30 protein-coding genes and 2 pseudogenes are annotated in these 25,676 nt (G+C 57.7%); 14 read left to right on the top strand and 18 right to left on the bottom strand.

Going from position 1 to position 25,676, the window contains the following annotated elements; translation table 11 throughout:
- Positions 1-647: 647 nt before the first annotated feature.
- The gene (locus tag HV823_RS24320) at positions 648-1,547 is read right to left on the bottom strand and encodes a hypothetical protein (RefSeq protein ID WP_176952265.1); all 900 of its coding nucleotides are present in this window, start codon (positions 1,545-1,547) and stop codon (positions 648-650) included.
- A 270-nt stretch (positions 1,548-1,817) separates the two neighbouring features.
- Here HV823_RS24320 and HV823_RS24315 point away from each other — a divergent pair, with 270 nt between their 5' ends.
- From HV823_RS24315 to HV823_RS24295, 5 genes are all read left to right on the top strand, one after another.
- Positions 1,818-2,135 (top strand): PepSY domain-containing protein, encoded by a 318-nt coding sequence (locus tag HV823_RS24315; protein WP_176952264.1) that lies wholly within the window; start codon positions 1,818-1,820, stop codon positions 2,133-2,135.
- 21 nt (positions 2,136-2,156) lie between these two features.
- Positions 2,157-2,750 (top strand): general stress protein, encoded by a 594-nt coding sequence (locus HV823_RS24310; RefSeq protein ID WP_176952263.1) that lies wholly within the window; start codon positions 2,157-2,159, stop codon positions 2,748-2,750.
- Positions 2,751-3,469: 719 nt separating this feature from the next.
- Entirely contained in the window at positions 3,470-3,655 is a 186-nt protein-coding gene (locus HV823_RS24305) for a hypothetical protein (protein WP_176952262.1), read from the top strand.
- A 22-nt stretch (positions 3,656-3,677) separates the two neighbouring features.
- Positions 3,678-3,962: a DUF982 domain-containing protein gene (locus HV823_RS27455; protein WP_176952261.1), complete on the top strand. Its 285-nt coding sequence runs from the start codon at positions 3,678-3,680 to the stop codon at positions 3,960-3,962.
- Between the two features lie 38 nt (positions 3,963-4,000).
- The gene (locus tag HV823_RS24295; protein ID WP_176952260.1) at positions 4,001-4,252 is read left to right on the top strand and encodes a YMGG-like glycine zipper-containing protein; all 252 of its coding nucleotides are present in this window, start codon (positions 4,001-4,003) and stop codon (positions 4,250-4,252) included.
- On the opposite strand, the gene HV823_RS27450 is transcribed toward HV823_RS24295, so the two are convergent.
- A complete protein-coding gene (locus HV823_RS27450; protein WP_425487694.1) occupies positions 4,249-4,443 on the bottom strand; it encodes an ATP dependent DNA ligase in 195 nt (64 codons plus the stop codon). The genes HV823_RS24295 and HV823_RS27450 overlap by 4 nt on opposite strands.
- A 54-nt stretch (positions 4,444-4,497) precedes the next feature.
- Positions 4,498-4,689: a DNA ligase-like domain-containing protein gene (locus HV823_RS27445; RefSeq protein WP_425487696.1), complete on the bottom strand. Its 192-nt coding sequence runs from the start codon at positions 4,687-4,689 to the stop codon at positions 4,498-4,500.
- A 10-nt stretch (positions 4,690-4,699) separates the two neighbouring features.
- On the opposite strand from HV823_RS27445, the pseudogene HV823_RS27135 reads away from it, so the two are divergent.
- Together HV823_RS27135 and HV823_RS24280 are read left to right on the top strand one after the other, a co-directional pair.
- Positions 4,700-4,888: pseudogene (locus HV823_RS27135) on the top strand (DUF982 domain-containing protein); the annotation flags it as partial.
- A gap of 329 nt (positions 4,889-5,217) precedes the next feature.
- Entirely contained in the window at positions 5,218-5,451 is a 234-nt protein-coding gene (locus tag HV823_RS24280) for a hypothetical protein (protein WP_176952258.1), read from the top strand.
- On the opposite strand, the gene HV823_RS24275 is transcribed toward HV823_RS24280, so the two are convergent.
- From HV823_RS24275 to HV823_RS24230, 10 genes are all read right to left on the bottom strand, one after another.
- Positions 5,448-5,678 (bottom strand): hypothetical protein, encoded by a 231-nt coding sequence (locus HV823_RS24275; RefSeq protein ID WP_176952257.1) that lies wholly within the window; start codon positions 5,676-5,678, stop codon positions 5,448-5,450. The two genes, HV823_RS24280 and HV823_RS24275, sit on opposite strands and share 4 nt — an antisense overlap.
- Positions 5,679-5,841: 163 nt before the next feature.
- On the bottom strand, positions 5,842-7,953 hold the full coding sequence (gene katE, locus HV823_RS24270; RefSeq protein ID WP_176952256.1) for a catalase: 2,112 nt from the start codon (positions 7,951-7,953) through the stop codon (positions 5,842-5,844).
- A 254-nt stretch (positions 7,954-8,207) separates the two neighbouring features.
- On the bottom strand, positions 8,208-9,065 hold the full coding sequence (locus tag HV823_RS24265) for an SDR family oxidoreductase (protein ID WP_176952255.1): 858 nt from the start codon (positions 9,063-9,065) through the stop codon (positions 8,208-8,210).
- A 143-nt stretch (positions 9,066-9,208) separates the two neighbouring features.
- Positions 9,209-9,463, bottom strand: coding sequence for a DUF6894 family protein (locus tag HV823_RS24260; protein WP_176952254.1), 255 nt, complete (start codon positions 9,461-9,463; stop codon positions 9,209-9,211).
- The gene (locus HV823_RS24255; RefSeq protein ID WP_176952253.1) at positions 9,463-9,819 is read right to left on the bottom strand and encodes a hypothetical protein; all 357 of its coding nucleotides are present in this window, start codon (positions 9,817-9,819) and stop codon (positions 9,463-9,465) included. Before HV823_RS24255 ends, HV823_RS24260 begins: the two co-directional genes overlap by 1 nt.
- Positions 9,820-9,978: 159 nt before the next feature.
- Positions 9,979-10,155, bottom strand: coding sequence for a hypothetical protein (locus tag HV823_RS24250; protein WP_176952252.1), 177 nt, complete (start codon positions 10,153-10,155; stop codon positions 9,979-9,981).
- Positions 10,156-10,244: 89 nt separating this feature from the next.
- Positions 10,245-10,496, bottom strand: coding sequence for a hypothetical protein (locus tag HV823_RS24245; RefSeq protein WP_176952251.1), 252 nt, complete (start codon positions 10,494-10,496; stop codon positions 10,245-10,247).
- Between the two features lie 608 nt (positions 10,497-11,104).
- Positions 11,105-12,613: a glycogen synthase GlgA gene (glgA, locus tag HV823_RS24240; RefSeq protein ID WP_176952250.1), complete on the bottom strand. Its 1,509-nt coding sequence runs from the start codon at positions 12,611-12,613 to the stop codon at positions 11,105-11,107.
- A 365-nt stretch (positions 12,614-12,978) separates the two neighbouring features.
- Positions 12,979-13,425, bottom strand: a complete 447-nt coding sequence (locus tag HV823_RS24235) for a hypothetical protein (RefSeq protein ID WP_176952249.1) — start codon at positions 13,423-13,425, stop codon at positions 12,979-12,981.
- A gap of 120 nt (positions 13,426-13,545) precedes the next feature.
- Entirely contained in the window at positions 13,546-14,037 is a 492-nt protein-coding gene (locus HV823_RS24230; RefSeq protein WP_176952248.1) for a YciE/YciF ferroxidase family protein, read from the bottom strand.
- A gap of 153 nt (positions 14,038-14,190) precedes the next feature.
- Here HV823_RS24230 and HV823_RS24225 point away from each other — a divergent pair, with 153 nt between their 5' ends.
- Both HV823_RS24225 and HV823_RS26880 read left to right on the top strand, forming a co-directional pair.
- Positions 14,191-14,769, top strand: a complete 579-nt coding sequence (locus HV823_RS24225) for a cysteine hydrolase family protein (RefSeq protein ID WP_176952247.1) — start codon at positions 14,191-14,193, stop codon at positions 14,767-14,769.
- Between the two features lie 162 nt (positions 14,770-14,931).
- Positions 14,932-15,665 (top strand): annotated as a pseudogene (locus HV823_RS26880) (transposase).
- On the opposite strand, the gene HV823_RS24220 reads toward HV823_RS26880, so the two are convergent.
- Positions 15,654-15,878, bottom strand: coding sequence for a DUF2934 domain-containing protein (locus HV823_RS24220; protein ID WP_176952246.1), 225 nt, complete (start codon positions 15,876-15,878; stop codon positions 15,654-15,656). The pseudogene HV823_RS26880 and the gene HV823_RS24220 overlap by 12 nt on opposite strands.
- Before the next feature lie 377 nt (positions 15,879-16,255).
- Between HV823_RS24220 and HV823_RS27440 the strand changes: the two genes are divergently transcribed.
- From HV823_RS27440 to glgX, 4 genes are all read left to right on the top strand, one after another.
- Positions 16,256-16,540: a DUF982 domain-containing protein gene (locus tag HV823_RS27440; RefSeq protein ID WP_176952245.1), complete on the top strand. Its 285-nt coding sequence runs from the start codon at positions 16,256-16,258 to the stop codon at positions 16,538-16,540.
- 298 nt (positions 16,541-16,838) lie between these two features.
- Positions 16,839-17,399 (top strand): CBS domain-containing protein, encoded by a 561-nt coding sequence (locus HV823_RS24210; protein ID WP_176952244.1) that lies wholly within the window; start codon positions 16,839-16,841, stop codon positions 17,397-17,399.
- Positions 17,380-17,637 carry a DUF982 domain-containing protein gene (locus HV823_RS24205; protein WP_176952243.1) on the top strand — a complete coding sequence of 86 codons (258 nt, stop codon included), beginning with the start codon at positions 17,380-17,382 and terminating at the stop codon, positions 17,635-17,637. Before HV823_RS24210 ends, HV823_RS24205 begins: the two co-directional genes overlap by 20 nt.
- A gap of 238 nt (positions 17,638-17,875) precedes the next feature.
- The gene (gene glgX, locus HV823_RS24200; protein WP_176952283.1) at positions 17,876-19,945 is read left to right on the top strand and encodes a glycogen debranching protein GlgX; all 2,070 of its coding nucleotides are present in this window, start codon (positions 17,876-17,878) and stop codon (positions 19,943-19,945) included.
- 95 nt (positions 19,946-20,040) lie between these two features.
- Here glgX and treZ read toward each other — a convergent pair whose 3' ends face one another.
- From treZ to HV823_RS27130, 4 genes are all read right to left on the bottom strand, one after another.
- On the bottom strand, positions 20,041-21,768 hold the full coding sequence (gene treZ, locus HV823_RS24195; protein WP_176952242.1) for a malto-oligosyltrehalose trehalohydrolase: 1,728 nt from the start codon (positions 21,766-21,768) through the stop codon (positions 20,041-20,043).
- A 64-nt stretch (positions 21,769-21,832) separates the two neighbouring features.
- Entirely contained in the window at positions 21,833-22,621 is a 789-nt protein-coding gene (locus tag HV823_RS24190; RefSeq protein ID WP_176952241.1) for an SDR family oxidoreductase, read from the bottom strand.
- A 61-nt stretch (positions 22,622-22,682) separates the two neighbouring features.
- Positions 22,683-23,342 carry a DUF6766 family protein gene (locus HV823_RS24185; protein WP_176952240.1) on the bottom strand — a complete coding sequence of 220 codons (660 nt, stop codon included), beginning with the start codon at positions 23,340-23,342 and terminating at the stop codon, positions 22,683-22,685.
- A 146-nt stretch (positions 23,343-23,488) separates the two neighbouring features.
- Positions 23,489-23,614 carry a hypothetical protein gene (locus HV823_RS27130; protein ID WP_281374139.1) on the bottom strand — a complete coding sequence of 42 codons (126 nt, stop codon included), beginning with the start codon at positions 23,612-23,614 and terminating at the stop codon, positions 23,489-23,491.
- 983 nt (positions 23,615-24,597) lie between these two features.
- On the opposite strand from HV823_RS27130, the gene HV823_RS24180 reads away from it, so the two are divergent.
- Complete coding sequence (locus HV823_RS24180) at positions 24,598-25,665, top strand: DNA topoisomerase IB (protein ID WP_176952239.1); 1,068 nt, start codon at positions 24,598-24,600, stop codon at positions 25,663-25,665.
- The last annotated feature ends 11 nt before the right edge of the window (positions 25,666-25,676 follow it).

Raw genomic sequence — 25,676 nt, 5'->3', positions numbered from 1 at the left:
AACTAGCCTATCGGCGGCGGGGCTGCAGCATGCGCTTGCGAGGGCGCAAGGAGCCGGGAGATGACGTCCCGCTACGAGCGAGAAGATGTCTGAGTGATTGGTGGCGCGAAGATGCATTGCCTGTAGAATGCGGAAAAGGTCGGGCAGTTCGTGATGGTAAGGTGCAGCTGGCGACGAAACTGCGATCTGGCTGACTGTCCCTGAGAAAATGCGAAACGGCTTCAACGTCCCTTGGCAAACGCCGAGCTTATACTAGGCGGGTTACACGGAGATTTACGCAACTACAGCTTTAATTTCGGTGCTCGCGGAACGCGAATGAGCTGTGTATGAGGTTATGCAGCAACCCGGCTGCAGCTCCGCTCACCCTAACCGCCAGAGCAGTCCAGAACCTCTGCAATTCTGATCGTGCTGGCAGCATTCGACAAACATGGTGCCAGCCTTCGATCCCGCGCCAGATCGAAAGCGCACGGTGTGCGAAGCAAGCTATTGGCGCGTGAGCATTTCGGTGTGTTCGCCTGGAGCAGTACTCCCGATCCGCTGATCGGGAGTACTGCCTCCAAGGGTGGGCTATTGCGCTCACAACAAATTGTTCCGTCACACGACACGACGAGAAGTCACCCCGGACGAGAGGCGACTTTCCAATTCAGCTAGCGTACAACGATCGTGGCTGCCTCGTCATCGTCACGCTGGCGCCCACCGAGGGCAGCGGCAGCGGAGGCAATGAAGGCGCCCACGAGCAGCGAGAGGGCGCCGAGCATCGCCGCCGTTGCAGCGGACTTGCGTGCCTCATCGGCAGCCGTGAGGGTCGCGCTTTTCGCATCCTCAACCTGCTGCAGAACCTGCTCTACACGGGCGCGTGCGTCCTCCGCCGAGATGCCGGCGCGTGATGCGACGATCGAAGAGATGTAGAGCCGGTCGGCTTCCGGCACGCCATCGTTTAGCGCACCCCTCATCAGGATCCGGGAAATCTCAGCCGTGGCCGACGCATTGTCCGATTGTGCCCGGGCGGCGAGGTCCTGCGGACGCAGGAGCATATCCGTGAAGTAGCTGGTCGCGGCATCGGGCGCGGAGGCGTCGCTTGCCACAGCGGCAGTGCCCGCAACCGTCGCAGGGGCTGCTGCAGTCGAAAGGGCCTGAACGCCCGTGCCGGCGAGCGAGGTGAAGGCAGAGCCTGCCAAACCGATGACGACCACCGTTGCCAGTGCCCAGCTCAGAAAGCCGTGCGCGGTGTCACGGAAAAACACCTCGTCCGTATGTACATTCGCCCACTTCGCCCGCAACCGGCCGGTCAGATAACCGCCAAGCGCCGAGGCCAGCCATTGGACGACCACGAACCAGATTGCGGCCATGACACTAACGGTAGTGAAGGAAGCGCCGTCGCCTGCCCATGGCGAGACCATCGTGAGGCCGACACCGGAGCCGAGCAGAAGAAGAATGATTGTGGTCGCCGCCGCCGCGACCGCTCCGCCGATGACAGGACCCCAGGCGAGAGCAGGCTTGCCGGATTCTACGCCAACGTCGGAAATACCCGAACTATAAAGGGACATGTCAGCCTCCTATCGCAGGAAGAGGATGAGCAGGATGACGATCGGCAGGGGAATTCCCAGAAGCCAGAGAAGAATACCGCGACCCATTTTGAACACCTCCAATAGTGTGCGAGCGAATGCCCGCAGCATTGCGTCCGAACTCTTCGAACCGTCGGAGGTTCCATGGAACAGTGTGGCTATTGCTGTTTTCTATTTTTCGATCTGCGGAACTATGCGACAGGCAGGGGGTTCCTATGGAGCTTGATCTGAGGCTCCAATGAGGAAAAAATCATGAAAAACCTTATGCTAGCCGCCGCCCTTCTCGGTGCATCGACGTTCGGCGCCTTCGCTCAGACGTCTCCGGCCCCGACAACGAATGGCGACACGCCCGCTGTTGCGACGCCAGACACCAAGAATGCGACCGCCCCGGTTGAGGGTGCGAACAGCTTCACGGAAGATCAGGTGAAGAAACGCCTTACAGAAGACGGCTATGCCGATATCACCGGCCTCACGCTCGACGACAAGGGTGTCTGGCAGGCAAAGGCGATGAAGGACGGCAAGGCCGTGAGCGTTGCGCTCGACTATCAGGGCAACATCGTAGCCAACTAGATTCACCCTCAGGAGGTTTCTATGAAAACCGTTACAGGACTATTCGACGACTATTCCGATGCAAGCGCCTCCGTCGGCGCCCTGGAGGCACATGGTGTTCCCTCCAGTGACATCAGCATCGTTTCCAACAATGCCGATGAACGCCATGGCATCGAACGCAATACTGCCGAAGGGGCAGGGGCGGGTGCGGGCATCGGCGCCGCTGTTGGTGGTGTCGGCGGCCTTTTGACCGGGCTAGGCATCATGGCCATCCCTGGGGTTGGGCCGGTCGTAGCCGCGGGCTGGCTTGCCGCAACCGCGGCGGGCGCCGCTGCCGGTGCGGTTGCCGGTGGGGCCGCGGGCGGACTCATTGGCGCGCTGACAGAATCTGGCGTCTCCGAAGATAATGCGCATGTCTATGCGGAGGGAGTTCGCCGCGGCGGAACGCTTGTGACGGCGAAGGTCGACGACAGCCTCCAGGCGGAGGCCGAAGCCATCCTTCGCAGGTCGAGTTGGGTCGATCCCGATCAGCGGCGCTCGGTCTATGCCGAAGAGGGCTGGACCCGCTTTGACGATACGCTCGACCCCTATGGGCCCGCCGAAATCGAACAGGAGCGGCTGCGCTACAGGCGTTGAATTATACAAGGAAAAGGCCAGCACCCGCTGGCCTTTTCCTTGGATGCGGCAGAGCATGAAACGGTCGGTTATGCCGACGGTTAGGCGAATGACCGCAGACCGTAGCGGACCATTTCCTAAAATGGCAGCGGGCCTTCTCTAAAACCATATCACTGCAAACCCGGTAGATTCCCGGCTGCATCCGCCTCGTCGCAGAATGACGAATGCCGGTGTTTGCCCGTCAATGCGCGGCCGTCGCGGAAAATAACACCTCCCCAGCCTGGCGCCTGGCGGCAGGCCGGTCATGGCGAGGAGCGCAAATTTCGTTCATTTCGGAACATTTCCGCTTGCACAAAGTTTGGAAGTCGGGTTGGCGCCCCCTGCCCCCCGGAGCGAGTTCGTTGCCCACGCCGGCGAGCCCCACGCTCGCAAGCCAGCGGAGGATTGACATGGCCTCCGCTGGCCCTGGCGCGAGGTTTATCGAGACTTGGCAAAGGTGAAGCCAGCTCGGTATGGCCATCCCCGCGGAAAGGGACGCGTTCCCGCACACGGCGCTACCCAAGGTGGCCGTCTCTAGCGCCACACCGGCACTTTGGGAGAACAACGGGAAGAAGACCGCAGTGCCGACCTCGGGACGAGCAACACAAATAGAGCCTCATACTCATGGGAAAATATCCTCAACCACGCTTGGAACATTCTGCTTTCATACGCATTTCGAGTTGATGTCCCGGGAGATGAAGATGGCCAATTCAAACACCCCGAAATCGGAATCGGAAAAGCAACTAGCCCACGAGGCTGAGATGAACCGCGCGCGCGATCAAGAGCGTGCTCGATCCGACGGAGCGGGCGCTGAGGATCGTGAAAAGCGACAGCGCGCAATGAATCCGGCGCTGATGCCGAAAGGCGACCCAGCTTCAATGGCTTGACGTGGACCCAGGAGACTTGCAAATGGGAGATGTGCTATCCATGAGTTTGCATCTGTCTTGGAACGCGCCAATCTGCATCGACACTCCACACCGTCTCCTGAAAGTCGTGAGGACACCTGACGAGGCGCTGGCCGTAATGAGTCACTCTTGGCCGGACGGCGCTCGAGCTCCGTCTTATTTCTCTGCGAAGCGCGCATGTATTGCTGCGCTTTGTGGAAACGGATCCTCGCACGTGGCAAGGGACAAGTTCGTTACGGCCTGCCGGGAGGCCCAAATCCGATTCAAGCTTATGCCGACGCTTCAGTAGCGCCGTGGCCCATACGCAAACTCTGGAAGGAAAAAGCGATGAAACGGACAGCGATCTTCTGCATAGCATTGGGTATGCTGGCGGGCTGCACTCCTACCGAGCGCGGAGCCGGCATTGGGGCGGCTACGGGCGCAGTCGTCGGTGGTGCCGTGACAGGTGATGTCCGGGGAGCCGCAGTAGGGGCTGCGATCGGGGGCGTTTCGGGTGCGGTGATTGGGAATGTCGCCGGTCAGCCCGGCCGCTGCTATTACCGTGATCGATATGGGCGCCGTTACATCGCCGCGTGCTAGAGGCAGGACCTACCAACAGAGCGAAGTTGCGGCTTCGGGATCGCCATGGCGTCGAGCAGTGCGGTCGCTGATCGCTCGGTGAAGCCCGTCCCCACCTCGCCGACATAGACCAGGCCACTGCCCTTCCTTGCTGCCAGGAGCAGCCTGCCGATGCCGCCGAGCGCGCCGCGCGACGGGCTCGTAGCCGACAATGACGTGGCATTCGCGTCAGGTCGGCGACCGTTGAGGTAGAGAAAATCGAAGGCTTAGAACAGCGCTTCGCTAGCGCGACCGCCGAAGTCCGATCTCCCTGTTTCATCGAGAATAACGGCTTCGCCGTCCAGGATCATCGTTTCCCCGCCGATCGTCACTGCAGCCTGGGCGATTGCAGGAAAGCAATCCGTCCAGTCGTGGCCGTCACGCGTGATAATGTGCACGCCACCAGGCTCCTTATGGATTGCCAGCCGGCCGCTGCGCCACGGGCAGAAATATCAGAGGGCAGTTCGCTCATGCCGCAACGCATTGAACAAGGTGGACCCGCCTGCGCTCGCTCGCGAGGATTTTTCTGCTGCGTGCCTTGAAGCCGGCATGCCGGTGAGGGCAATGCCGCCCGCCTTCGCCCGCCCTGTTGCTGGCGGGGCTCGTTCCAAGTTTTAATGCGATGAGACCGGTTGGCGTCCAGCCGGTCTAACCTTTTCCAATGGTGACGAGCCCTACGCGCCGTATTGCGTCCGTGAGCGGTATCGCCGAGAACTATGCCACCAAGGCCTATGCACCGAGCGCTCCGAACCTATAACCTGCCACCGCTTCGCATCGTCCGGCTGCATCGGGCAAACGTCCTCCTTGCGTTCGGAAATTCCGGTCTCGATTTGACCTAAATTTCGGCTCCTGGGGCGGGCGGGCATCTTGACGTCCGCCGAAGAAGTTCACATTTTTTCGCTGTTTGCCGAGGCGCCTTGGGCAGGCGCCTCCGAAGGAGAACTATCATGATCCAGCGCTACCTTCCAACGGACAGTTTCGTCGATCCTGCTGGCCTCTCCATGCTGGGGAGCGCCTTCGACGAGATCTGTCTTCAACACGGAATAGAGGCGGAAAGCCAACAAGCGGTTGCGCTAGCTGGGGTATTGCTCCGCCACTACCAGGCCGGCATCCACGACCGGGAAAAGCTTCTTGCCATGGCGGGCAATGCTGATCAGTCCCTATTCGGCGGCGCCAATTAATGGAGCACGGCCGGCAGGCCAACGGTGATCGCATAGATTGCGGTGCGATGCGGATCCTTCCAGCCTGGCTCCACGAGCAGCACCACAACTTTGGCCAGCAGGCGCGCAGCCTCTTCGACGAGCCAGGCTGCCGGATCCGGTTGGCCAGCGGCGGCGAACCGGGTCCTGGCGGTGCCATTTCCCCCCTCGAGTACGTGCGAATTGAGGATTAGAGGTAAAAGGACCAACAGCTTCCTGATGATGGCCCTGATCGGGACGGGGACGATGGGGACGCGGATGAAGAGTTGCGATTATCCGCGAAGCAGCCCTACCCGCTACGACCAGCAAGCTGCTCCCTTCGCGGCTCCGTTCGGATGGCAGGGTATCGCCGCGGCTACACCACCCCCTGGACTAGGCCGACTTAACTGTTGGCTCCCTTGCCCAGATGCGAAGCCTACCGAGTTCGACGACAAATGCCTCGGCGGATTGCGCCGTCGCGAGCTCGATTGTCCCTTCGTCCAATTCATCGACGCCTGCCTTCTCAAACATCGGCGCTGCGGCGCTGACGTATCCGATGAACTTGCAGTGCGCATAGGCATCGGCGACGAAGTCGCGCGCTGCGGACTCCTTCAAGAGGTCGGCCACGGCATCAGCGCCGGGCAAAACGGCAACGGCGTCATAGAGGACGGATGGTCCGCCATCGATCATCTGCTGGGCGGGTAGCGTCGTCCCATCGGAGAGCGTAACGCCGCCGACCTTCGGCGCGACATACTCGACGACGCCTTTCTCCCTCTCCACGGCAGCTGCAAGTGCCTGCACCAGGGTTGCGTCGCTTCCATCGGTCACAAGGATGCCAAGCTTCCTGCCTTCGAACCGCTTCGGCCCGTTCTCGACGATGCTCAGGGCCGGGGAGGGGTCAAGGTCCTGCCTCGGTGGCACCGCAGCATCCGCAGCCTTGGGCATGTCCGCAAGTCCAAGCCCCGCGGCCACCTTGCCTGCAAGCGTCTCATCGATATTCAGGAGATGCGAGACCATCCGTTCTCGGATGACCGAGGTTTCGACCTTGCTCAGTTCGAATGTCAGGGCCATGGCGATATGCCGCTGCTCTGGGAGTGTCTGACTCATGAAGAACTGGCGTGCCTGGCTGTAATGGTCGGCGAAGCTTTCCGGACGCAGGCGAATTTTGGGTCCCTGTTCCTCGGACGGGAAATGGCGATAGCCGGTGGAAGGCGATTCCCGCGGGCCTTCGCCCCATGAGTTCGGCTGGTAGTTGACGCGGCCGGTGGGGTTCCTCATTGCCATGTGCCCGTCCTGCTGGAAGTGATGGAAGGGACACTTCGGAGCGTTGATGGGCAGGTGCGTAAAGTTCGCGCTGCCGAGGCGTTTCAACTGGGTATCGAGGTAGGAGAAGTTGCGACCCTGCAGTAGCGGATCGTTGCTGAAGCCAATGCCGGGCGGCACATTCTGTGTCATGAACGCCACCTGCTCGGTCTCGGCAAAGAAGTTGTCGGGCATTCGGTCGAGCACCAGTCGCCCGATCGGTTGTAGGGGAAGAACTTCTTCCGGGATGATTTTGGTGGGGTCGAGGACATCGAAGTCGAAACTGTCTGCAAAATCCTGATCGAACAACTGCACGCAGAGTTCCCATTCCGGGAAATTGCCAGACTGGATCGCCTGCCAAAGGTCGCGGCGATGGAAATCGGGGTCAGCACCGTTGATCTTCACGGCCTCGTTCCACACCACGGACTGAAGACCGAGCTTCGGCTTCCAGTGAAACTTGACAAAAGTGGACGCGTCCTTGGCATTGATGAAACGGAAGGTGTGGACGCCGAAGCCCTCCATGAAGCGGAAGGATCGCGGGATCGCGCGGTCCGACATCACCCACATGATCATGTGCATGCTCTCGGGGGTCAGGCTAATGAAATCCCAGAAGTTATCATGTGCCGATTGCGCTTGGGGAAAGCCGCGGTCGGGCTCGGGCTTCACGGCGTGGATGATGTCCGGAAACTTGATTGCATCCTGGATGAAGAAGACCGGGATGTTGTTCCCGACCAGGTCCCAGTTGCCCTCCTGGGTGTAGAGCTTGACGGCAAAGCCGCGAACGTCACGAGCAAGGTCGAAAGACCCCTTGCTTCCTGCCACGGTGGAAAAGCGAACAAACGCTGGGGTTTTCTCGCCTGGCCGCTGCAGGAAGTCGGCTTTGGTATAGTGTGCAAGTGATTCATAGGTCTCAAAATAGCCATGCGCACCGTATCCGCGGGCATGCACGACGCGCTCTGGAATACGCTCGTGGTCAAAGTGAAATAGCTTTTCGCGGAAGTGGAAGTCTTCGATGAGCGCTGGCCCGCGTACGCCGACGCGCAGAGTATTCTGATCGTCGTCGACTGGCCCGCCTTGTGCGGTGGTCAGCACCTCGTGTCCGTCCTCAGCGAACTGGTGGAGTTCACCTCCCTTTCCGCGATGAAGCTGCTGGTCATGAACCGTAGCAAGTTGATTCGCTTGCTTGGATATTTTGCGTGCCATGTCCCACCTCCCGAGCTATGAATGTGGGTAAATCGTTGCACGAGGCGAAAGTTCCTTCAGGGTACGAAGGCCGGAACATTTTTGCTGACGCCGCAAAACCTGGATCTGCTGGTGCAAGGCATTGCCGCCCCGGCTTGGCCGTGAGCGGCCCAGGCCCCTGCCAAACTCAGCCCATTTCGGCGACTGAGCCTCATGGAAGCGAGAGAACCCCAGCGTAAATCACGTCGGAAGACACGCTTCTTGGGAGCGTGAGCCTAAAGGATCGGCTTTCCGCCGGTGACGCCTATCATGGTTCCGGACACATAACTCGATCGAGGATCGGCGAGCATAACGTAGACAGTAGCCAGTTCCGCTGGCTGGCCGGGACGCTTCATGGGTACCTGTTTGCCGAAATCCCTGACAGCATCCTCGGGCATGGTCGACGGAATCAACGGCGTCCAAATCGGACCAGGCGCAACGGCGTTCACGCGGATGCTTCGCTCTGCAAGCATCTGCGCAAGACCCGCCGTGAAATTCGCAATCGCACCTTTGGTCGTGGCGTAGGCCAGCAGCGTGGGGTTTGGCGCATCCGAGTTGATGGACGCAGTGTTGATGATCGAGCCACCGTCCGCCATGTGCTTCACGGCGGCTTTGGTAAGATAGAACATCGCGTGGATGTTGACCTTGAACGTTAACTCCCACTCCTGGTCCGAGATGTCCTCAATCTTCTTGAACGTATCCTGGTGTGCAGCATTGTTGACAAGGATATCGATGCCGCCGAATTCGCTGGCAGTTCTTTCGACAACGGCTCGGCAATGGCCGGCATCCTGAATATCGCCCTTAATAACCAGTGCCCTTCGTCCGGCGTCCTCGATCAACCGTTTGGTATCCTCAGCATCGTCGTCCTCGCTCAGATACGAGATCGCGACGTCGGCTCCCTCTCTCGCGTAAGCGAGCGCGACCGCCCGACCTATTCCGCTATCGCCACCGGTTATCAGTGCCACCATATCCGTCAGGCATCCCGACCCGCGATATGTCTGTTCGCCATGATCAGGGACAGGTTTCATTTCCTTCGTGTAGCCGGGCATAGCCTGCTGTTGCGAGACAAAGGGTGGTTTGGGGTATGTGGACATGATGATGCCTCCTCGTTCACGTTTTCTGTGGGTTGTCTCGTTGATGTGATTTCTCGCACTAATCGTAATCTTTCCACAGACGTATCGGGCGTCGTGCCAGGCCGCACTGCATTCGCCAAGGCCACTGAATAGCCGAGGTCAACCTAACTGTGTTCTGCTCGCCCAGATCCGATCTCGATCGAAATTTGAAGAGCCACTTTGGCCACCCGATTGAACTCCGCGTCGAAAATCTCCACCCATATAGGCTGATCTTGCTTTGTCGGGATCCCATCGAGGGCCATTTCCGCCAGTACCTTCTTCGCCTCGTCTATCGCAGCCTCCAGACCCGAGAAGTCGAACATTCGGTCTGCGGGGGAGGGGCCATCGGCGTCCTTTGTCCCAAAGGCAAAGCCTGGCATCACACCGCTCCATTGATCCGCGAGGCAATCAACGGTGCGACGACGGCGCCTGCTTGCCCGAGGCGAAAGTATCGGACTGCGGCCGTAAGGACCAACGTTGCGGCCACTGTCGCGGCGAGACGCAGCCAAAACCTGTCATCGTCGTATTTCTGGACTGTCTGCGGTTGCCTGTTTCGCGTTTCGACTATTAGCCTGCGCAAATCGCGAACCTCATCTTTTAGCTGTGAAAGCTGTACGCGCAACTCGCCATTCGGATCAGGCCAGTCCTGCTCTTCGTCAAGGTAGTCATCGAGGTCTGCGATGTGCTCTCGAAATTGCGCAGGACTGTCGAAACCCCTCGAACGGATGTTTGTCATCGTTCACCTCCGTAAATTTCCGGGTGTTCGTTGGCGTAATATCCCCGGCACGGGAAAGTTCCCCGTCTATCGGAACTTTGAGGGGCTACCCGAGGATCGACTGAGCAACGGAAGACATTTTGGTGAAGATGCGACCGAGACACCGCGTACGCTAAACCTCTACGGCCCGGAAGCGATAATGCCGTACACTACCGTGAACGCATACAGAGCAAAGGCAGCAACTGCAACGCCGCATATGATCCAAACCAGTCCCTTGCCCGCCTGGACCTTGGTTCGCTTTTCGGCGGGTGAATCGTCGGACGGGGAAAGTCCTGTGGGCGTTTCATCAGTTTTCATAAACAGTTCCTCGTTGAATGAGCCAGCCCACGCACGAGTAAGCGTGCCGTTCATAGACCCGAACGAGGCGCAGGCGTTTCTGTTCCGCGCTACTGTCGGCGCTTAAAAGACGGCAGAAGCGCAGCCTCAATGAAAATCGGATCTTGCTGCCCCTGCGAGTAGAGACGGATGATGGCGCACCCGAGGGCTTCAGCCGCCTCACTATCGATCGTGAAGCTGCACTCACGTAGGCAATCGTCGAAGATCGCTTGTAGCCGGTTCAGATCGGTGGGGCTGAACACTTTCGGGTTAGAACCACAAGGAAATAATGGATAGCCGGCGGCGTCGTAGTAGCAGGACATGGGCATAAGCCTTACTCGCTCAGTTGGCGGCGAAAGCTGTCCCACTCTTTCCTGCCATGTATGCGGAAGCCCAGTGTGCGCCCTTTGCGTCAAAGGTGCTAATGCTTTCTCACACAGTTCGAGAACAGCGCGTCGCAAACGCGGCAGGCGGGAAGACGGTGACGTGTAGTGCCGAGCCAGCAGAAACGGGGGAACCATGCATTTCCTTCGCTGCTTGAAAGGGCACAGCGATAGATATGCGATCGATGTTGCATAGCTACGCCAAGGCTGGTGGCCAAGGCACCGAAGATCCCCACACCTACACAGCCGCGCGACGGAGGCGGCAGCAGAAACAAGCGGGATGTTCTTCAACTGTTCGAGAGTTCTATTCAAATACACCGACCCGACAGCTCGTCCCGATTCCGGCGCCGCGTTGTTCAGGGAGTTGGTTGAACTCAAGTCGTCCCGCGACGAGGGAATCAAGTCGTCGAGCCCTGCACCAGCGTCAGCATTGTGGTGGAACATGGGTGGCACGGAGCCTCTCAATGGGAGCTCCATCATTGCAAGCAAGTGTGTCTCAGCACGATTGCAATCGGAATAGTCGGCACGATCGCGGCTTCGGAAGTAGGTCAGTTTGCACGTGCCTCGTTTGCGCGCAGAATCCTGCGTTGATGGCGAACGACCGGAAGTTGAGCGATCCGGGGCGGTAAATCAGCCATAGACCGGAACAGTCGCGCGTAACGTCGTCCGCTGCCTGCCCAGGAAAAGTCGGCCATCATACCGCGACTTTGCAACTTTCTCAGCCTGTCGCGATCTTGATAAACCTCGAAAGCCCGGTCGATCGCGTGCTGAAGCTCGTCTGTAGTCACCGGATGAAACTGAATGCCGGTCGCCGTTTCGGCGCCGGTCGCTGCATCATTTGCATCAATGATTGTTTCGCTGAGCCCGCCGGTGCGACCCACGATTGGAATGGCTCCATAACGGAGGGCGTAGAGTTGTGTCAGACCGCACGGTTCGAAACGTGACGGTTGAATCAGGAAATCCGATCCGCCGAAAATCAGATGAGCTAGTCCTTCGTTATAGCCAATCGAAACGGCAACATTCTCTGCGTACTGCTTAGCAAGATTGCGCAGGCGCTCATGGAGATCCCGATCGCCTTCGCCGCAGATAACGAGGCGACCGCCCATTTGGACAATATGGGGTACTGCGTCGATAAGGAGGTCGATGCCTTTTTGCCAGGTCAACCGGCTCACCACGGCGAACAGGGGGCCCGGCCGATCCCCCATATCGAACAGGTTCATCAGGAACCGTCGATTGAGATCTCGATTGGCGAGCCTCTCCAGATCGAATTTCCCTACTAGGCATGGATCGTTGACCGGGTCCCATATGTCAGTATCGATGCCATTCACGATCCCCTTGATTTTCGTCTTGTTTGCGCGGAGAACGCCTTCCATCCCCATTCCCGACCTGTCGCTTAATATTTCGCGCGCATAGGTTGGACTAACCGTGGTGACGAAGTCTGCCGTCTGAATACCTCCTTTCAAGAAACTTACACGTCCATAGTATTCGAGACACTCAGTAGTGTAGGTTTCGGGGGGAACACCAAGATCTCCCAAGGTTTGGAACTCGAATTGTCCCTGGAAGGCCAGGTTGTGGATGGTCAGCATTGTGGGCGTCTTGCATTCAAAGTGCCGGCGGAGATAGACGGGCGTCATGGCCGCCTGCCAGTCATGTGCATGAACGACGTCCGGTCGCCAGGCGTGCAGTCCGCCATTGGCAATCCAGGCTCCCGCCAGCGAAAGGATTGCAAACCTCCGCCAGTTGTCCGGATAGTCATTGCCGTGCTCATCGAGATAAAGTCCGCCCGGACGGTCGTAAAGAACCGGCGCCTCAAGCACGTAGAACTTTAAATCACCGCTTTCGGCCTCCAACAGCCGACAGTTCAACCCGAGAAACTCAGTTTCGGCGACAACTTGGGCGTTCTCTAGCTGCTCCAGGACTCTGGGGTAGCCGGGAACAAGCGTCACCGTTTCAATTCCATGAGCCGACAGCGCTTTGGGTAGTGCGCCCGTAACGTCGGCCAGGCCACCGGTTTTGACGAGCGGAAAGAGTTCGGATGTGACGCCAAGGACTTTCATCGGTTATCCCTCCAAAACGGTCGCCCAGCATCGCTCAAAAACTGCTGCGATGGCGGTCTGTTCCGTTCGTTCGAGAAAGAAAGTGCTCTCTGCTAAAGATCGTGGCAAACGGACTTCTCGGCTCCCCGGTACTGCCGTTGAAGATTGCAACCTTGATGGAGTGATGAATAGCGATTTGCCGCCGATGAGGTTGTTGGTCCGCGATAGCCGACGCTGCTTTCTGAAAGACTCACGCGCACGTAGCCACCGCTCCCCCGCGCGTGGCCGGAAAGATTCCAGCTTCCGCTGGCCCAAAATCGAGGTGCGGCACTGTCGAACGACTAGCGGCTTCCAAACCTACAAAGTCCCAATCCGGTGGCCTTGCGCTATTCCTGAACCGGCTTGATCGTGCCAACTGAAATCTCTCCAGAAATGACGCCTCGTGGGACATCCGTACGCGCATGTTCGATTTCGATGACAGTGTAGAGCTTCTCTGACCTGAATGCGCTTGCAGGAGCTGTTGTCACGTCGTCCGCAGGAGCGGCATCGACGTCCATGAAGTCTAATTCCCGTCCCGCCGCCACGATCCGGGCGTCTCCCGCCGTGCGGGCGGCCACGACGACGTCTCCCTGCGAGGGGGAGTTCTCCCAGCGGGGATCGCCGGGACTAGCGATGGGAACCAGTCGATAGATATTGAGCGGTTCACCGAAATCTCCTGACGCTACCGTTTCAGCATCCGTTATCTGTGCCTTGCTTTCAGGTGAACTCCCGAACGACGTGACACTCGTCCCGGTGTTGGACGGTTCTTTTCCAACTCGTGAAGCATTTGACATTTGGTTGCTCCGGTTTCGTATCTGATCAGCAATCGCCTCACTACCACGCAGACAGCCGGACTCGCGTGTGATCAGAGGATCAAGCGACGGCCGCCGGTTGACGGCCGTCGAACTTGCCAGTTAAGCTGCCTTGGCGTTGGCCGCGGTCACCGCAAGACGGGTGAGCTTTTTGTCGGTAGCCTCTTCCTCGGCCAAGTTCTGCTTCAGGAGCGCGGCCGCATCGTTCATGCCGAGTTCCCTGGCCCACGCGACCAACGTCCCGTAGCGAGCGATTTCGTAATGTTCAACCGCTTGCGCGGATGAGATAAGGCCGGCGTCGAGGGCGGGGGAGCCCCTGAACTCTTCCATGATTTCCTGTCCTTCGGAGATGATCCCCTGGATGGCTTCGCAGGTCTTTCCTCGTGCCGGCTTCCCGAGCATCTCGAACACTTGTTCAAGCCGCTCGACTTGTCCCTGGGTTTCATCCCGGTGCTGGAGGAATCCGGCTTTACCTTCCTCCGATTGCGCCGCTCGCGCCATCTTAGGCAACGCCTTCAGGATCTGCTTCTCCGCATAGTAGATGTCCTTGAGAGTATCCAAGAACAGGTCGTCCAAATTCTTTTGACTGGGCATGATACAATCCCTCCTGCTGGTGCCAAACGTCACCGCGTAACAACACGGGAGAGGGGACTCTTGTTCCAAATTCGTAAGGTGACGCGGAACTCTCTGGGTCAATTGCCGTTTTGTTGCCAGACTAGTCAACCGATTCTCCTGAGGCCTACGTCGATGTACATGGCGAAGTGGAGTCACATCTGCTTAGACATGCAGCGCATGTTTGCGGAAGATACGCCTTGGCGTGTCTCGTGGATGCCGCGGGTGCTGGAGGAGATCCTCGAAGTCGCGAACCGGTACCCAGAGTGTACAATTTTCACGCGCTTCGTCCCACCAAACTCATCTGGTGAGATGCCTGGCATGTGGCGTGACTACTATGAGAAGTGGCCGATGATGACGAGGACACAGATCGAGCCGGGTCTCGTCGATCTCGTCGCGGATCTAAAGCGACTAGTGCCGCCAGCGCGAATATTCGACAAGGTGACATATTCGCCGTGGCTAAACGGTCAACTACATAGCCTTCTTTCGCGGGAGGGTATCGAAAAACTGGTGCTGACGGGTGGGGAGACCGATGTTTGCGTTATGGCTACGGCTCTTGGTGCCATCGATTTGGGATATAAAGTGATCCTGCTGAAGGATGCCGTCTGCAGCACGGCCGATCGAACGCACGACGCTGCTCTGGAGCTTTTAGGAAATCGGTTTTCCGTTCAAATGGAAGTCATGCGCACCGAGCAGTGGCTTGCGTCGGTATAGGGCTCCCCCTAGACACCCGTCCCAGGCATTGCCGATGATTGCCCTACATAAAGCGCGAGGCGACTTTTTCGCCTCCGGCTGTGGATATCCCTGGCCCTGTTATGAATATCCGCGTACCGCGGACAATCTCTTGAGGTTCCTCCTTCAAATTTGCGAGATTCGATGGAGAGCACAATGGCATGGTCCGACATCACCGCCGGCATCAGCCTACTCTGCCAATGCCGCGCCGCTTGGGCCGTCCAGAGACCCGGGGGTTGCGAGAGGTCGTAAACACTCTGCTCTACATTGCCACGATCAGTTACGAGTGGCGGATGCTGCCGAAGGATTTCCCGCCTTCACGAATGGGGCGCGCTGGGACTCTGGGCGCGCATCAGCCATCGTCTCGTGATGGAAGCGCGCGAACTGGAGGGCAGAGAAGCCCCACGGCTGGTGTCATCGATAGCCAGAGTGTCATAACCACGGAAGCGACCCGGGGCTATGATGCGGGCAAGGAGAACAAGGATCGCAAGCGACACATCCATCGTCGATACACTCGGCCTGATGGCGGCCTCATGGTACATGGTGCCGATGTCCAGGATCACGACGGTGCTCCCGATCTCCGGAATTCCATCCGCCAGAGGTGGCCATAGTTCCTGCATGTCTTTGCCAATGGCGGCTATGCGGGCAACAAGTTGGAGCGACGGCTGAAGAAGATCGGGAGATCGGGGGCTCGACGAGCGAGATTTTCAAGCGGAGCGACAGGGAAAGGCTTCGAAATCGCGCCGCGCCGCAGGGTCGCAGAAGCAGCCCGCCTTGCTTTAAGGTCGTCTCACGATCGATCAGAGGTGTGGGTCATCATCCTCATCACCGTCCAACATTGGCGCCGCATGGCCTCCGAGGACGACCTATTCAGGTAAACTTTGGGTCTGGTTCTTAACGATGCCTTCTTCTTCCAGTTCCTGTTCAGCGTGCCGCCAGTGTTCCTCATGCTTGCCCTCAGGCATCCCATCCTTTTCCCAAAGCTCGTGGGCACGCCTTCGTATCAGATCGAGTCTGTCGCTCTGATCGTCCGGGTTGAAGGGTTTGGGACCCGGTCCGCTTGAAGCCGGTATCCGGGACTGCTTGCTCATGTCGTCCTCCTGAGGCGTCCTTGGATGCCCACCGTGGTCTGAAATGACCGGTGGTGCAGCGCTAGACGCTCGAGCAACACTCCTGTTCCCGCCATTCGCTCGGAACACTTCGCTGCGGCCTGCATTTGTGCTCGACAAGCGCGGCTTCTGATCAACAGGACAGATACGATGAAAGCACTGGTCCGGGACACGCAGGACGGCTGCATCAAAGTCGTCCTTAAACCTTGAGGAGCCTCAACGATGGAACATCGTACCACGAAGCAACTCGCGAATGGCTTCGTCCGAAGGGTTGCGTTCCAGAAGCCTGATGGCAGCGACGTCATTTAAGAGCAGGTGCAGACGCAAAGCGGCGCTTAGCTACTAGAAAGGCATTATCGATGGGCGAGGTAGTCGTCGTACAAATGAAGGTTCACTGGAGCATGCCGGTGAGCATCACAACCAGGCAGCGAGTAGTTAAAGTTGTCCGGGGGCCTGAAGACGCGCACGCTGTACTGATGCATGCTTGGCCCGAAGGAGTACGTCGAGATAGGTTTATCAGTGCGAAACGTGCATGCATCGCGGCTCTCTGCGGCCGGCAAACTCCCCAGTACGCGCGAACAATGTTCGTGTACGCCTGCCAGGAAGCTCGAATACCGTATCGTGAGGGAGATCTTCCAATGTAGCACCTACTTTTCGCGTCTGGCGCACAGGGCTCTCTAACGCGTTTGTCAGTATGCCTCCAGCGGTATCGTTGATCAGGCTCAAGGCCCTCTTCTTCCATCCGTTCACAAGCGCCCCGCTTCCGCATCCAAATACCAACAATCGCACGCAAGCGGGAGTGCAAAGTATGCGCAATTTTACCGGCACGGCCGGAACTAGTAAGCACTTCAGATGTTGTAGCCCTGTTACAGAGGAGGCAGGGCACTATGGCGCTGCCACGTCCAGGCAGCCTCTTGGTGGGAGAGAGTGGTATAGGCGCAAATGTCCCAGAGAGATGACGACGGCAAACATGGACGAAACGCGCTGGGTAAAGTCAGCGGCGTTGCACCGAACGCGCTCCCTCCTCCTCACGCGGGTCCTCTGGACGACGCGGCGATCCCGCCAACGATTGCAGGCGACACCATGCGAATGGCTCCGTCGAAAATGCTCGTGAAAGATGCGATGAATACGCGCATTGCAACAATCTCCCCGGCTGATACTGCTCAGTCTGCTGCGCGGTTGATGGCCGAGAACAAAACGGCCGAACTGATTGTTCAGGTTCCGGGCGTAGGCACGGCGATCGGTCTTATCAGCGATCGAGACATCCTGACGATCGTAGTGGCCGCCGGGTTGGACAGCGCTACACCAGTCGCAGAGTTCATGTGTATCTGTTCTGACTTTTGTGGCGAGACGGACGAGCTGGATGCAACTATCGAGAAGATGAAACGGGAGGGCCTCAACCGTCTCGTCGTGCTTGATGACGATCATCTTCCATGCGGCGTCTTGAACGCAGCACAGCTCGTGAGCCAACAGGAGGAGGGGCGTGGCAATTTCCAGAGATAGGCTGTGGGACGAAGCTGTCGTGCTCCAAACCCCTCGCAGGCTTGTAACTGTTTCAAGCAGCCGCGATGCGGTGATCTTTCTTCGGAAGTATTGGAGAGGGCGGAAGGAAGAACTCCATGGATGCGCGCTTGAGGTGTGTCAGCGCAGTATTTGCGGGCTCGCGCACCCCGATGCTGCGAGGCAGGCTTTTATCTCTGCCGCCCGAAAGGCCGGCTTCACGGTAAAGAGTTGGATTTGATGCTTCTGCTCTGCGGCCTCACCGCGAAAGCCCGAGCAAGTGAAGTTTGATGTTGCAGAATGCGATCTCAGCGCGTTTCGGGAGTAAATTGTCTTCAGCGAGACCGCTGGCGAATTTTAGAATCCGAATGTGAAGTCGACGACAATTCGATTGGTTTCCGGTGATCACGCCAAGGCCGACATGGATTGGCTTTGTGGCTGGAATGGGTGTTCCAAATCGCATTCTAACGCAAGTGAGGATGATTATGACCAGAAGCCCCATTCTATCGGGCGATCATAGCCGGCTTGGTGCTACCCCCGACAAGGACGGTGTCAATTTCTCAATCTTCAGCGCCCATGCGGAAAGAGTTGAGCTTTGCCTTTTCAGCCAAGACGGTCTCCATGAAATCGAGCGTATTGTGCTGCCGGAATTCACAAACGAAATTTGGCACGGCTACGTACCCGGCCTTAAGCCCGGTGCGCTATACGGTTATAGGGTGTACGGGCCATTCGCTCCGGAAAATGGCCATCGCTTCAATCACAACAAGCTCCTCGTGGACCCCTACGCGCGTGAGCTCGTCGGGGAAATTTCGTGGGATCAAGCGCACTTTGGATATAGACTCGATGACGACGCCGGGGACCTCTCATTCGATACAACCGATAGCGCGACTGTAATGCCGAAGTGCCGGGTGATCGACTGCAACGTATTCGACTGGGGCAGCGACGCCCCCCCTGAGGTGGACTGGCCAAGGACGATCTTGTACGAAACCCACGTTAAGGGCTTCACGCGGCTCCACCCGTCTGTCCCGGAGAAGTTACGCGGAACCTACGAGGGGATGGCCCATAGAGACGTTGTTGAATACCTCCGCAGCCTTGGGATAACCTCCGTGGAGGTACTTCCCATCCATTGGTTTGCCGACGATGCTCATCTAGTAGCGAGGGGTCTCCGCAATTACTGGGGCTACAACACCCTGGGCTTCTTTGCTCCTGCCTCACGATATTACGGTCCGAAAGGAATGGCGGGACTACAGAATATGGTGAGAGCGCTTCACGACGGTGGCATCGAGGTCATCCTCGATGTGGTCTATAACCATACCGCCGAAGGGAACGAAATGGGCCCTACGTTATCGTTCAGAGGCATTGACAACTTTTCGTATTACCGAACGATGCCCGAACAGCCGCGTTATTATGTAAACGACACCGGGACGGGTAACACCGTAAATACCTCTCACCCGCGCGTGTTGCAGATGATCCTAGATTCGCTGCGTTATTGGGTGCAGGAAATGCACGTCGACGGGTTTCGGTTCGATCTCGGTACAATCCTCGGGCGAGAACCGGATGGCTTCGACCAGCGTGGAGGCTTCTTTGATGTGATTGGGCAAGACCCGATCCTCTCAAGAGTGAAGCTCATCGGCGAACCGTGGGATATAGGGCCGGGGGGGTATCAGGTTGGTGGCTTTCCACCTGGATGGGCAGAATGGAACGATAAATACCGGGATACTATACGCGACTACTGGCGAGACGAGGACGGGACTAGCCGCGATTTCGCAGCCCGGCTGCTTGGCTCGGGGGATATCTACGATCTTCGAGGAAGACGGCCTTGGGCCAGCGTAAACTTAATTACGGCGCATGACGGCTTTACTCTCAATGATTTGGTTTCCTATGACGAAAAGCACAACGACGCGAATGGCGAGAACAATGAAGATGGACATGAGGACAACCGCAGCTTTAATTTTGGCGCAGAAGGTCCAACGGACAATAACGACATCAACGAAGCGCGTGATCGACAGAAGCGGAACTACCTTGCCACGCTTTTCCTCTCGCATGGCACTCCGATGCTCTTGGCGGGCGACGAGTTCGGACGCAGCCAGCTGGGTAACAACAACGCCTATTGCCAAGACGGCGAACTGAGTTGGGTGCATTGGGATAATCTTCCCCCAAGCAATGATGCCCTTCGCGCCTTTGCAACAAGAATGATCTCACTTCGCAAAGAGAACTCCATTTTGCGCCGAGAGAACTGGCGCGACGGTGTGGTCGCAATTTGGCTCAATCCCAACGGCGGAGAGCAGACTGAGGAACATTGGGACGACCCTGGAAGCACCACAATCGGTCTCCGACTTACACGACAGCCGTCCTCTACAGAAGACGGATGGAACGATGTCTTGATCCTCTTTAATCCCCATGATGCCGAAATTATGTTCCAACTCCCTCGAAATGTGAGCGGATGGAATTTAAAGCTATCTACAGCCGACCCGGAGCTAACGGATTGTTCCGCGGTTGACGAGTACTTGTTGGCCGGCCGCAGCTTGGTAGTGGCGATCCCCTCGTGAGCGGGTGGAGTAGTCCCAGAGCGGTAGCAACTGGTCCCTCTACCTGGAATTGAAGCGCAAGCTTGCTGCGGCTCTGCAGCACAGCAACCAGCTTCCTAGCCAACTATAACAGGATCGGTTGCACGGACGAGAGCGATTCCGTCCGGTCCAAGGAGTGCGGTGCACCTGTCCCCGTTTAGTAGATGGCGGGCATAGAGCGCTTGGCCGCGCCGAAGCGGAAGCTCGACAGTATGACGGGCGAAGTTAGCGCGCAGTTGGAGGACACCTGCAGGACAGGGCCAGTCCACAGCAATGACGCCTTCTCGTTCGAAGACGACATCTCCCGCCTGAATACCCTTCAGCAGAGGTGAGATTGCTTGGCGTCGCAGTTCAAGCAACTTCTTCAGCCCCCTCTGGTACTCATTCAGGCAGCCACCCGCTGTATCGGCAGGCAGCTTGCTCTTTAAGAAGGTCTCTGGATCGGTTGCGTCGGGAATATCGTCGACAGATCGGCCTGGAGGAAGGCCTCCAAAGCTGTCGGCTGCCTTGGCTCTCCCGTTTCGGATCGCTTCAGCACGTTCCTCGTCGGTATCGACAAAGAAATGAAATGGGGCGCTCTCGCGGTAGTCGTCGCCCTGGAACAGCAAAGGGATCTGGGGAGACAGGAGCAGGATCTCTAGCCAGAGCGTATAGGCTTCCTCGTTGATCAGGCTGACGAGACGCTCTCCCAGGGCGCGATTGCCTGTCTGGTCGTGATTCTGCAGGTAATGGATGAACGCTACAGGCGGTAGCGTTGGATCAGACCCTTGCGAACCCAACAGCGCCCTGCCGGGTAATACATATCCTTTTGCTAGAGCGGCATTGACCCGCTGCCAGGGCTGTTCCGCAAAGGGTTCATAATGCCCCGCCGCCTCGCCGGTAGCCGCCACGTGCATGGCGTGGTGGAAGTCATCGTTCCAATCCGCGTCGAAAAGAGGCCCCAGCGACGAATCGAGCAGGTCCATGCTATTGGCCGGGTTCTCAGTGATTAGATATCGTCGTGGTCCGGCAATGCTGGTGCGCACGGCCTCCGAAAGTTCCTCAAGGATATGCACTTCACTGCCATCATTCATCTGATCCACGGCGTCCAAACGCAAGCCGTCAAGATGAAACTCGCTCAGCCAGTATTCGGCATTCTCAACGAAGTATCTACGGACTGCGCTCTGTTCGAAGTTCATCGCAGCGCCCCAGGGCGTGCTTTGTTTATGGAAGAACTCCGGCGCATATGAAAGGAGATGGTTTCCGACAGGGCCGAAATGATTGTAGACAACGTCCAAGAAGACCATGAGACCGAGCTCGTGTGCGTTGTCGACGAAGGCCTTGAAATCCTCGGGCGTGCCGTAGGAGGTGTGGGGTGCGAACTGCAACACCCCGTCATAGCCCCACCCGCGGGTTCCAGCGAACTGTGCGACTGGCATGACCTCGATCGCCGTGATCCCGATGTCGGCCAACTTTCGGAGGCGAGTAATGGCGGTCCTGAACGTTCCGCCAGGGGTAAAAGTGCCGATATGGACTTCGTAGAAGACGACGTCGCTCCACGGCCGGCCTCTCCAGTCCGAAGTCTTCCATGCATATGCTTCGGGATCGGTCACTACCGAAAGGCTGTCGATGTTCGATTTCTGACACCGCGAAGCAGGGTCCGGCACGACGCGGCCCTCAGGGAGCCGGAAACCATAGGTGTCTCCGGGCCGCGCGCTGGCAACAAGCTCGTGCCATCCCGCCCCGCATCTGGCCATCTCAAGGTCGGTTCCATTCAGATGCAGCTGTACTCTGGATGACAACGGCGCCCACAACTGAAACAGCATCCGTCCATCCGGCATCAAAACAGGTCCCCATCGACGCTCGCATTCTTTAGCCACTGAGAAAGCCCTACCGTAACAAACCTTGCCCGCCATCCACCCAGATCGGCGAGCCGGTGATATGTTTCGATCTATCGGAAGCGAGAAAGAGGACCACTTCCGCGACGTCACCGGCAGTCCCTGGCCTGCCGCCAGTGATGGGCACTTGCCCCTCCGGCCACACAACAGGAATCTGCGTTTCGTCCTCGCTTCGAACATCCATGGTGGAATTTATGTTCGTTTCTATCTCGCCCGGACACACAGCGTTGACGCGGATACGATGGCGGGCCAGTTCAAGGGCCAGTTGTTTCGTCATTGCAACCTGACCAGCCTTGGAGACCGCGTAGGCGGTCGCTCCAGGGCTTGTGAAAGTTCTCGTGCCATTGATTGAGGACACAATAATGATGGATCCGCCCCGGATTTTCAAATGTGGCACGGCAAAATGAACAGTGAGATAGGTTCCACGGAGATTGACGGCGAGTGTCGTGTCCCATTCTTCAGGTTTCAGATCGTCGATCGGAGCCCAGACACCATTTATTCCCGCATTTGCGACAAGGATGTCCAGCCGGCCGTACTTCTCGATGAGCGTTGCGATAGCCCTTCGGGTCTGGTTTTCGTCTGACACATCCGCTGTAAGCGGGCAGGCCTTTCCGTGGCCACGGCTGATCTCTACCGCGGTCATCTCGAGTTCCTCCGACGTTCGCCCAAGAAGCCCAACGCTCGCTCCTTGTTCCCCCAGAGCGATCGCAGACGCCCGCCCGATGCCCGAACCAGCGCCGGTGACAAGTGCAACTTTTCCCCAGAGCGCACCGCTTCCCATATAAAAGAACCTCCTGGACAGCATTTTGCATTAGTGCCGATGTCGCAAGGACATGCCCGTTTCAGCTTCCGGTTTCGGAGTGGGGAGCAGCCACCGGCTTGGATTCCGGGGATCCACGGAAACGGAGGAAGATTGAAAGGACAACGATAACGAGGGTCGAGAGAAATTCAGACTGCCAGTTCTGAAAGGATTCGAACCAAAACTGCGCACTTTCCAAATGGCTCAGTATCGGCTCCACCGGCTGCCCGTGCATGAGAGCCTCCGCATTCGCAGTCTCTGAACTATACCGCAGATGGAGGACAAAACTCAGCAAGAATAGCAGAGCCAACCCAATTCCTAGTGAGTATGAGTAGAGTGTCCGCACGACGCTCCCGTAGCGGACGGGTAACGGGGAGGCGGGATCGTGTCGATGCTCGGCAGGATCTTCATCCTGCGTGGCGGCTTCATCCGGATTCTTCGATTCCGCCGACCCCCTTTGGAAAAGGAAAGCCGTCAGCATGACGTAGGCAGACATCTGTAGGAATTCCGACTCCCAGTTTTCGAACAACGCCGAAAGAAAGTGGCCAGACACGGCATAGGTGATGAGGGGGACCTCCCCGCCGCCATGCGCCAGCGATTCCCCACTATACACCACCCACCCCGTCATCAGCATTCCAAGAACTGCTATGAGGGTGAAACTGAACAGTACGATCGTAAGTCCGTTGTCTCGCAAGTTTCGCATGTCTGCTTCCTCGCTCTAGGCGTTGAACTCACGCCGCGTCGTCTTGTTCCAGAGGAAGACTGCAAAAGTCGCTCCGCCTTGGGTCGTTCGCTGTGGCTGCTCCGCTACCCGATGACCCACCGGGAATCGATGACGGGGCAAAGTCCTCACCGGTCTACGACGTCGAACTGCGTGTCATCGACGACGAAGGGCCTGTCGCCGTAGTTGGCGGGACGGCACTCGCAGGGCGATCGACACCGTATCCGGGCAATCAGGAATTCCGCGCTGTTCATTGTGGACGCATGAACAAGATTCGCCGTAGCGATGCCCGTGCGATGCTGGCGTTGGCAACCATCACCTAACTGCTTCCACATTCTTTAATCCCGCCGCACGGGAACCTTCCGCGCCAAGGACGATTAGACGAGATCTAGCAGGAGGATGCCATGCAGACGTACGAGTCGATCCAGGTACACTACGACTACAGAAGTAGAAGCGCACTGGTGGTCTATGGCGATAAAAGCAAGGTTCTCAAGAACTTGACTTCTCCAGAACAAGCCGAGGCAAAGGCGATTTCGCTTGCGCGGATGGAGTGGGGGTATTCGCCAGAATTGGTGCAGCGGAATGCGTCGCCTAGGCGGACTGATCGCCTAGGTTGAATCTCGCCTGGATGAACTGGCGCGGGCGAATCGTGAAGCCGCAGACGGGAGCATTCGGTCACGTGAGAGTTGATATGATTGCTGCGCCGGCAGAAGCGACTTTACCAGCAAATCACGGGTGCGAGTGGCGTTAAGCGGCCCGCCAACCTTCGGCGGCGTCCGGCTTCCGGCGATCCAGAACATTCGGTGGCACCTCGTTCAACATGTCAGCTGTTGCCGACTCTTTGCTGGCTATATCCGCCAAGGGTCCACATAGGCATCACAGTCTACTGATCGTAGGAAGATACGTCTCGAGTTCCTGCTGCATCTTGGAAGTGTGGAGATATGGCAATTCCAGAATGGCTCTGCTGCCGCCGGCTCTGGTGCCCCATTTACGTGTCGAAGTTCGTTGTCGTCGACCACCGGCCCGACTTGTCCTTGTTGAGCCGCCAGAGCGAGCAAAATCGTTCATCACTGATATCGGACCTTGGATGCAGCACACCTTTTTGGCGACATAGGCAGTTGGCGCACGTTGCCGCCGAGCTTGGAGACGAAGGTATTTCTTGGCGTTCCGCAGGTTACAGGAACTCTGTCCTCGAAATCGCGTTTAAACGGCGAGAGATGCATCTAGGCAACCATGCATGCCATCGGAACTCATTTACATATCCGGGCTAGAAACCGGCATCACACGAAAGAAGGGGAAGCATCGCTTTCTCTACCATAGAGCTGACGGCCGGCGTGTAACGGACAAATCGGAGATCGCCCGCCTCGATAACTTAGCTGTGCCGCCAGCCTACACCGACGTTATCCTCTCGCCCAATCCCCATACTCACCTCCAGGCAGTCGGCATCGATGGTCGTGGGCGCAGGCAGTATGTTTACCATGCAGAATGGAGGTCAGAGAGAGAGCGCGCAAAATTCGACAGCCTTGCCGATTTCGGCAGCCATCTTCCGGACCTCCGCGAACGGGTAGATGCTGACCTGCGCAAACGGCGCCTGACGATGGATAAGGCATTGGCCGCCGTCGTGTGGATGTTGGACAATCTCTTCATCCGTGTAGGAAACGCCAACTATACCGCGGCAAATGGTTCATTTGGGCTTACAACGCTTCGCGATCGACACGTAAAAATTGAGGGGAGTTGCGTTCGCTTTCGATTTATTGGCAAGTCGGGGAAGCAATGGAATCTTGTCCATTCGGACAGGCGTATAGCTAACGTCATCCGCAGGCTGCAGGAGTTGCCCGGGCAGCAGCTTTTCCAGTACGTTTGCGACGATGGCGGCTGCAGACAAATCTCATCGCAAGATGTGAATGCCTACATTCGCGATGTCACTGGCAACGAATTTAGCTCTCGACAGTTTCGTACGTGGGGAGCTACCTGCTTGGCAGCTGCCGCTTTGGCGCCGGTCGAGGTGGCTGCCTCAAAAAGAGCCATTGCAATGCAACTCAATGAAGCAATTGATAGAGTGGCCGCGAGGCTTGTGAATACACGTTCCGTGTGTCGGTCTTCCTATATCCATCCGGCGGTTTTTGAAGATTTTCGCCGAGGAAAGCTTGGTGAGGTTCTTAGGTTACAGGGCAATAACAACGCGCGGCTACTGCAATGGATGGACGAAGAGGAGATTCGTGTGCTGCGTTGGCTGACGAAGAGGGCCCGGGTCGGCTCACAAAAGGAACGAAGCACGAGGCGGGACATTTCACTGGAAAGATGATCGAAAGGTGA

The organism is Mycoplana rhizolycopersici, from assembly GCF_013378445.1.
Taxonomy (GTDB): domain Bacteria; phylum Pseudomonadota; class Alphaproteobacteria; order Rhizobiales; family Rhizobiaceae; genus Mycoplana; species Mycoplana rhizolycopersici.
Note: the sequence above shows the minus strand (reverse complement) of the source record. Positions and strands in the feature narration are given on the sequence as shown.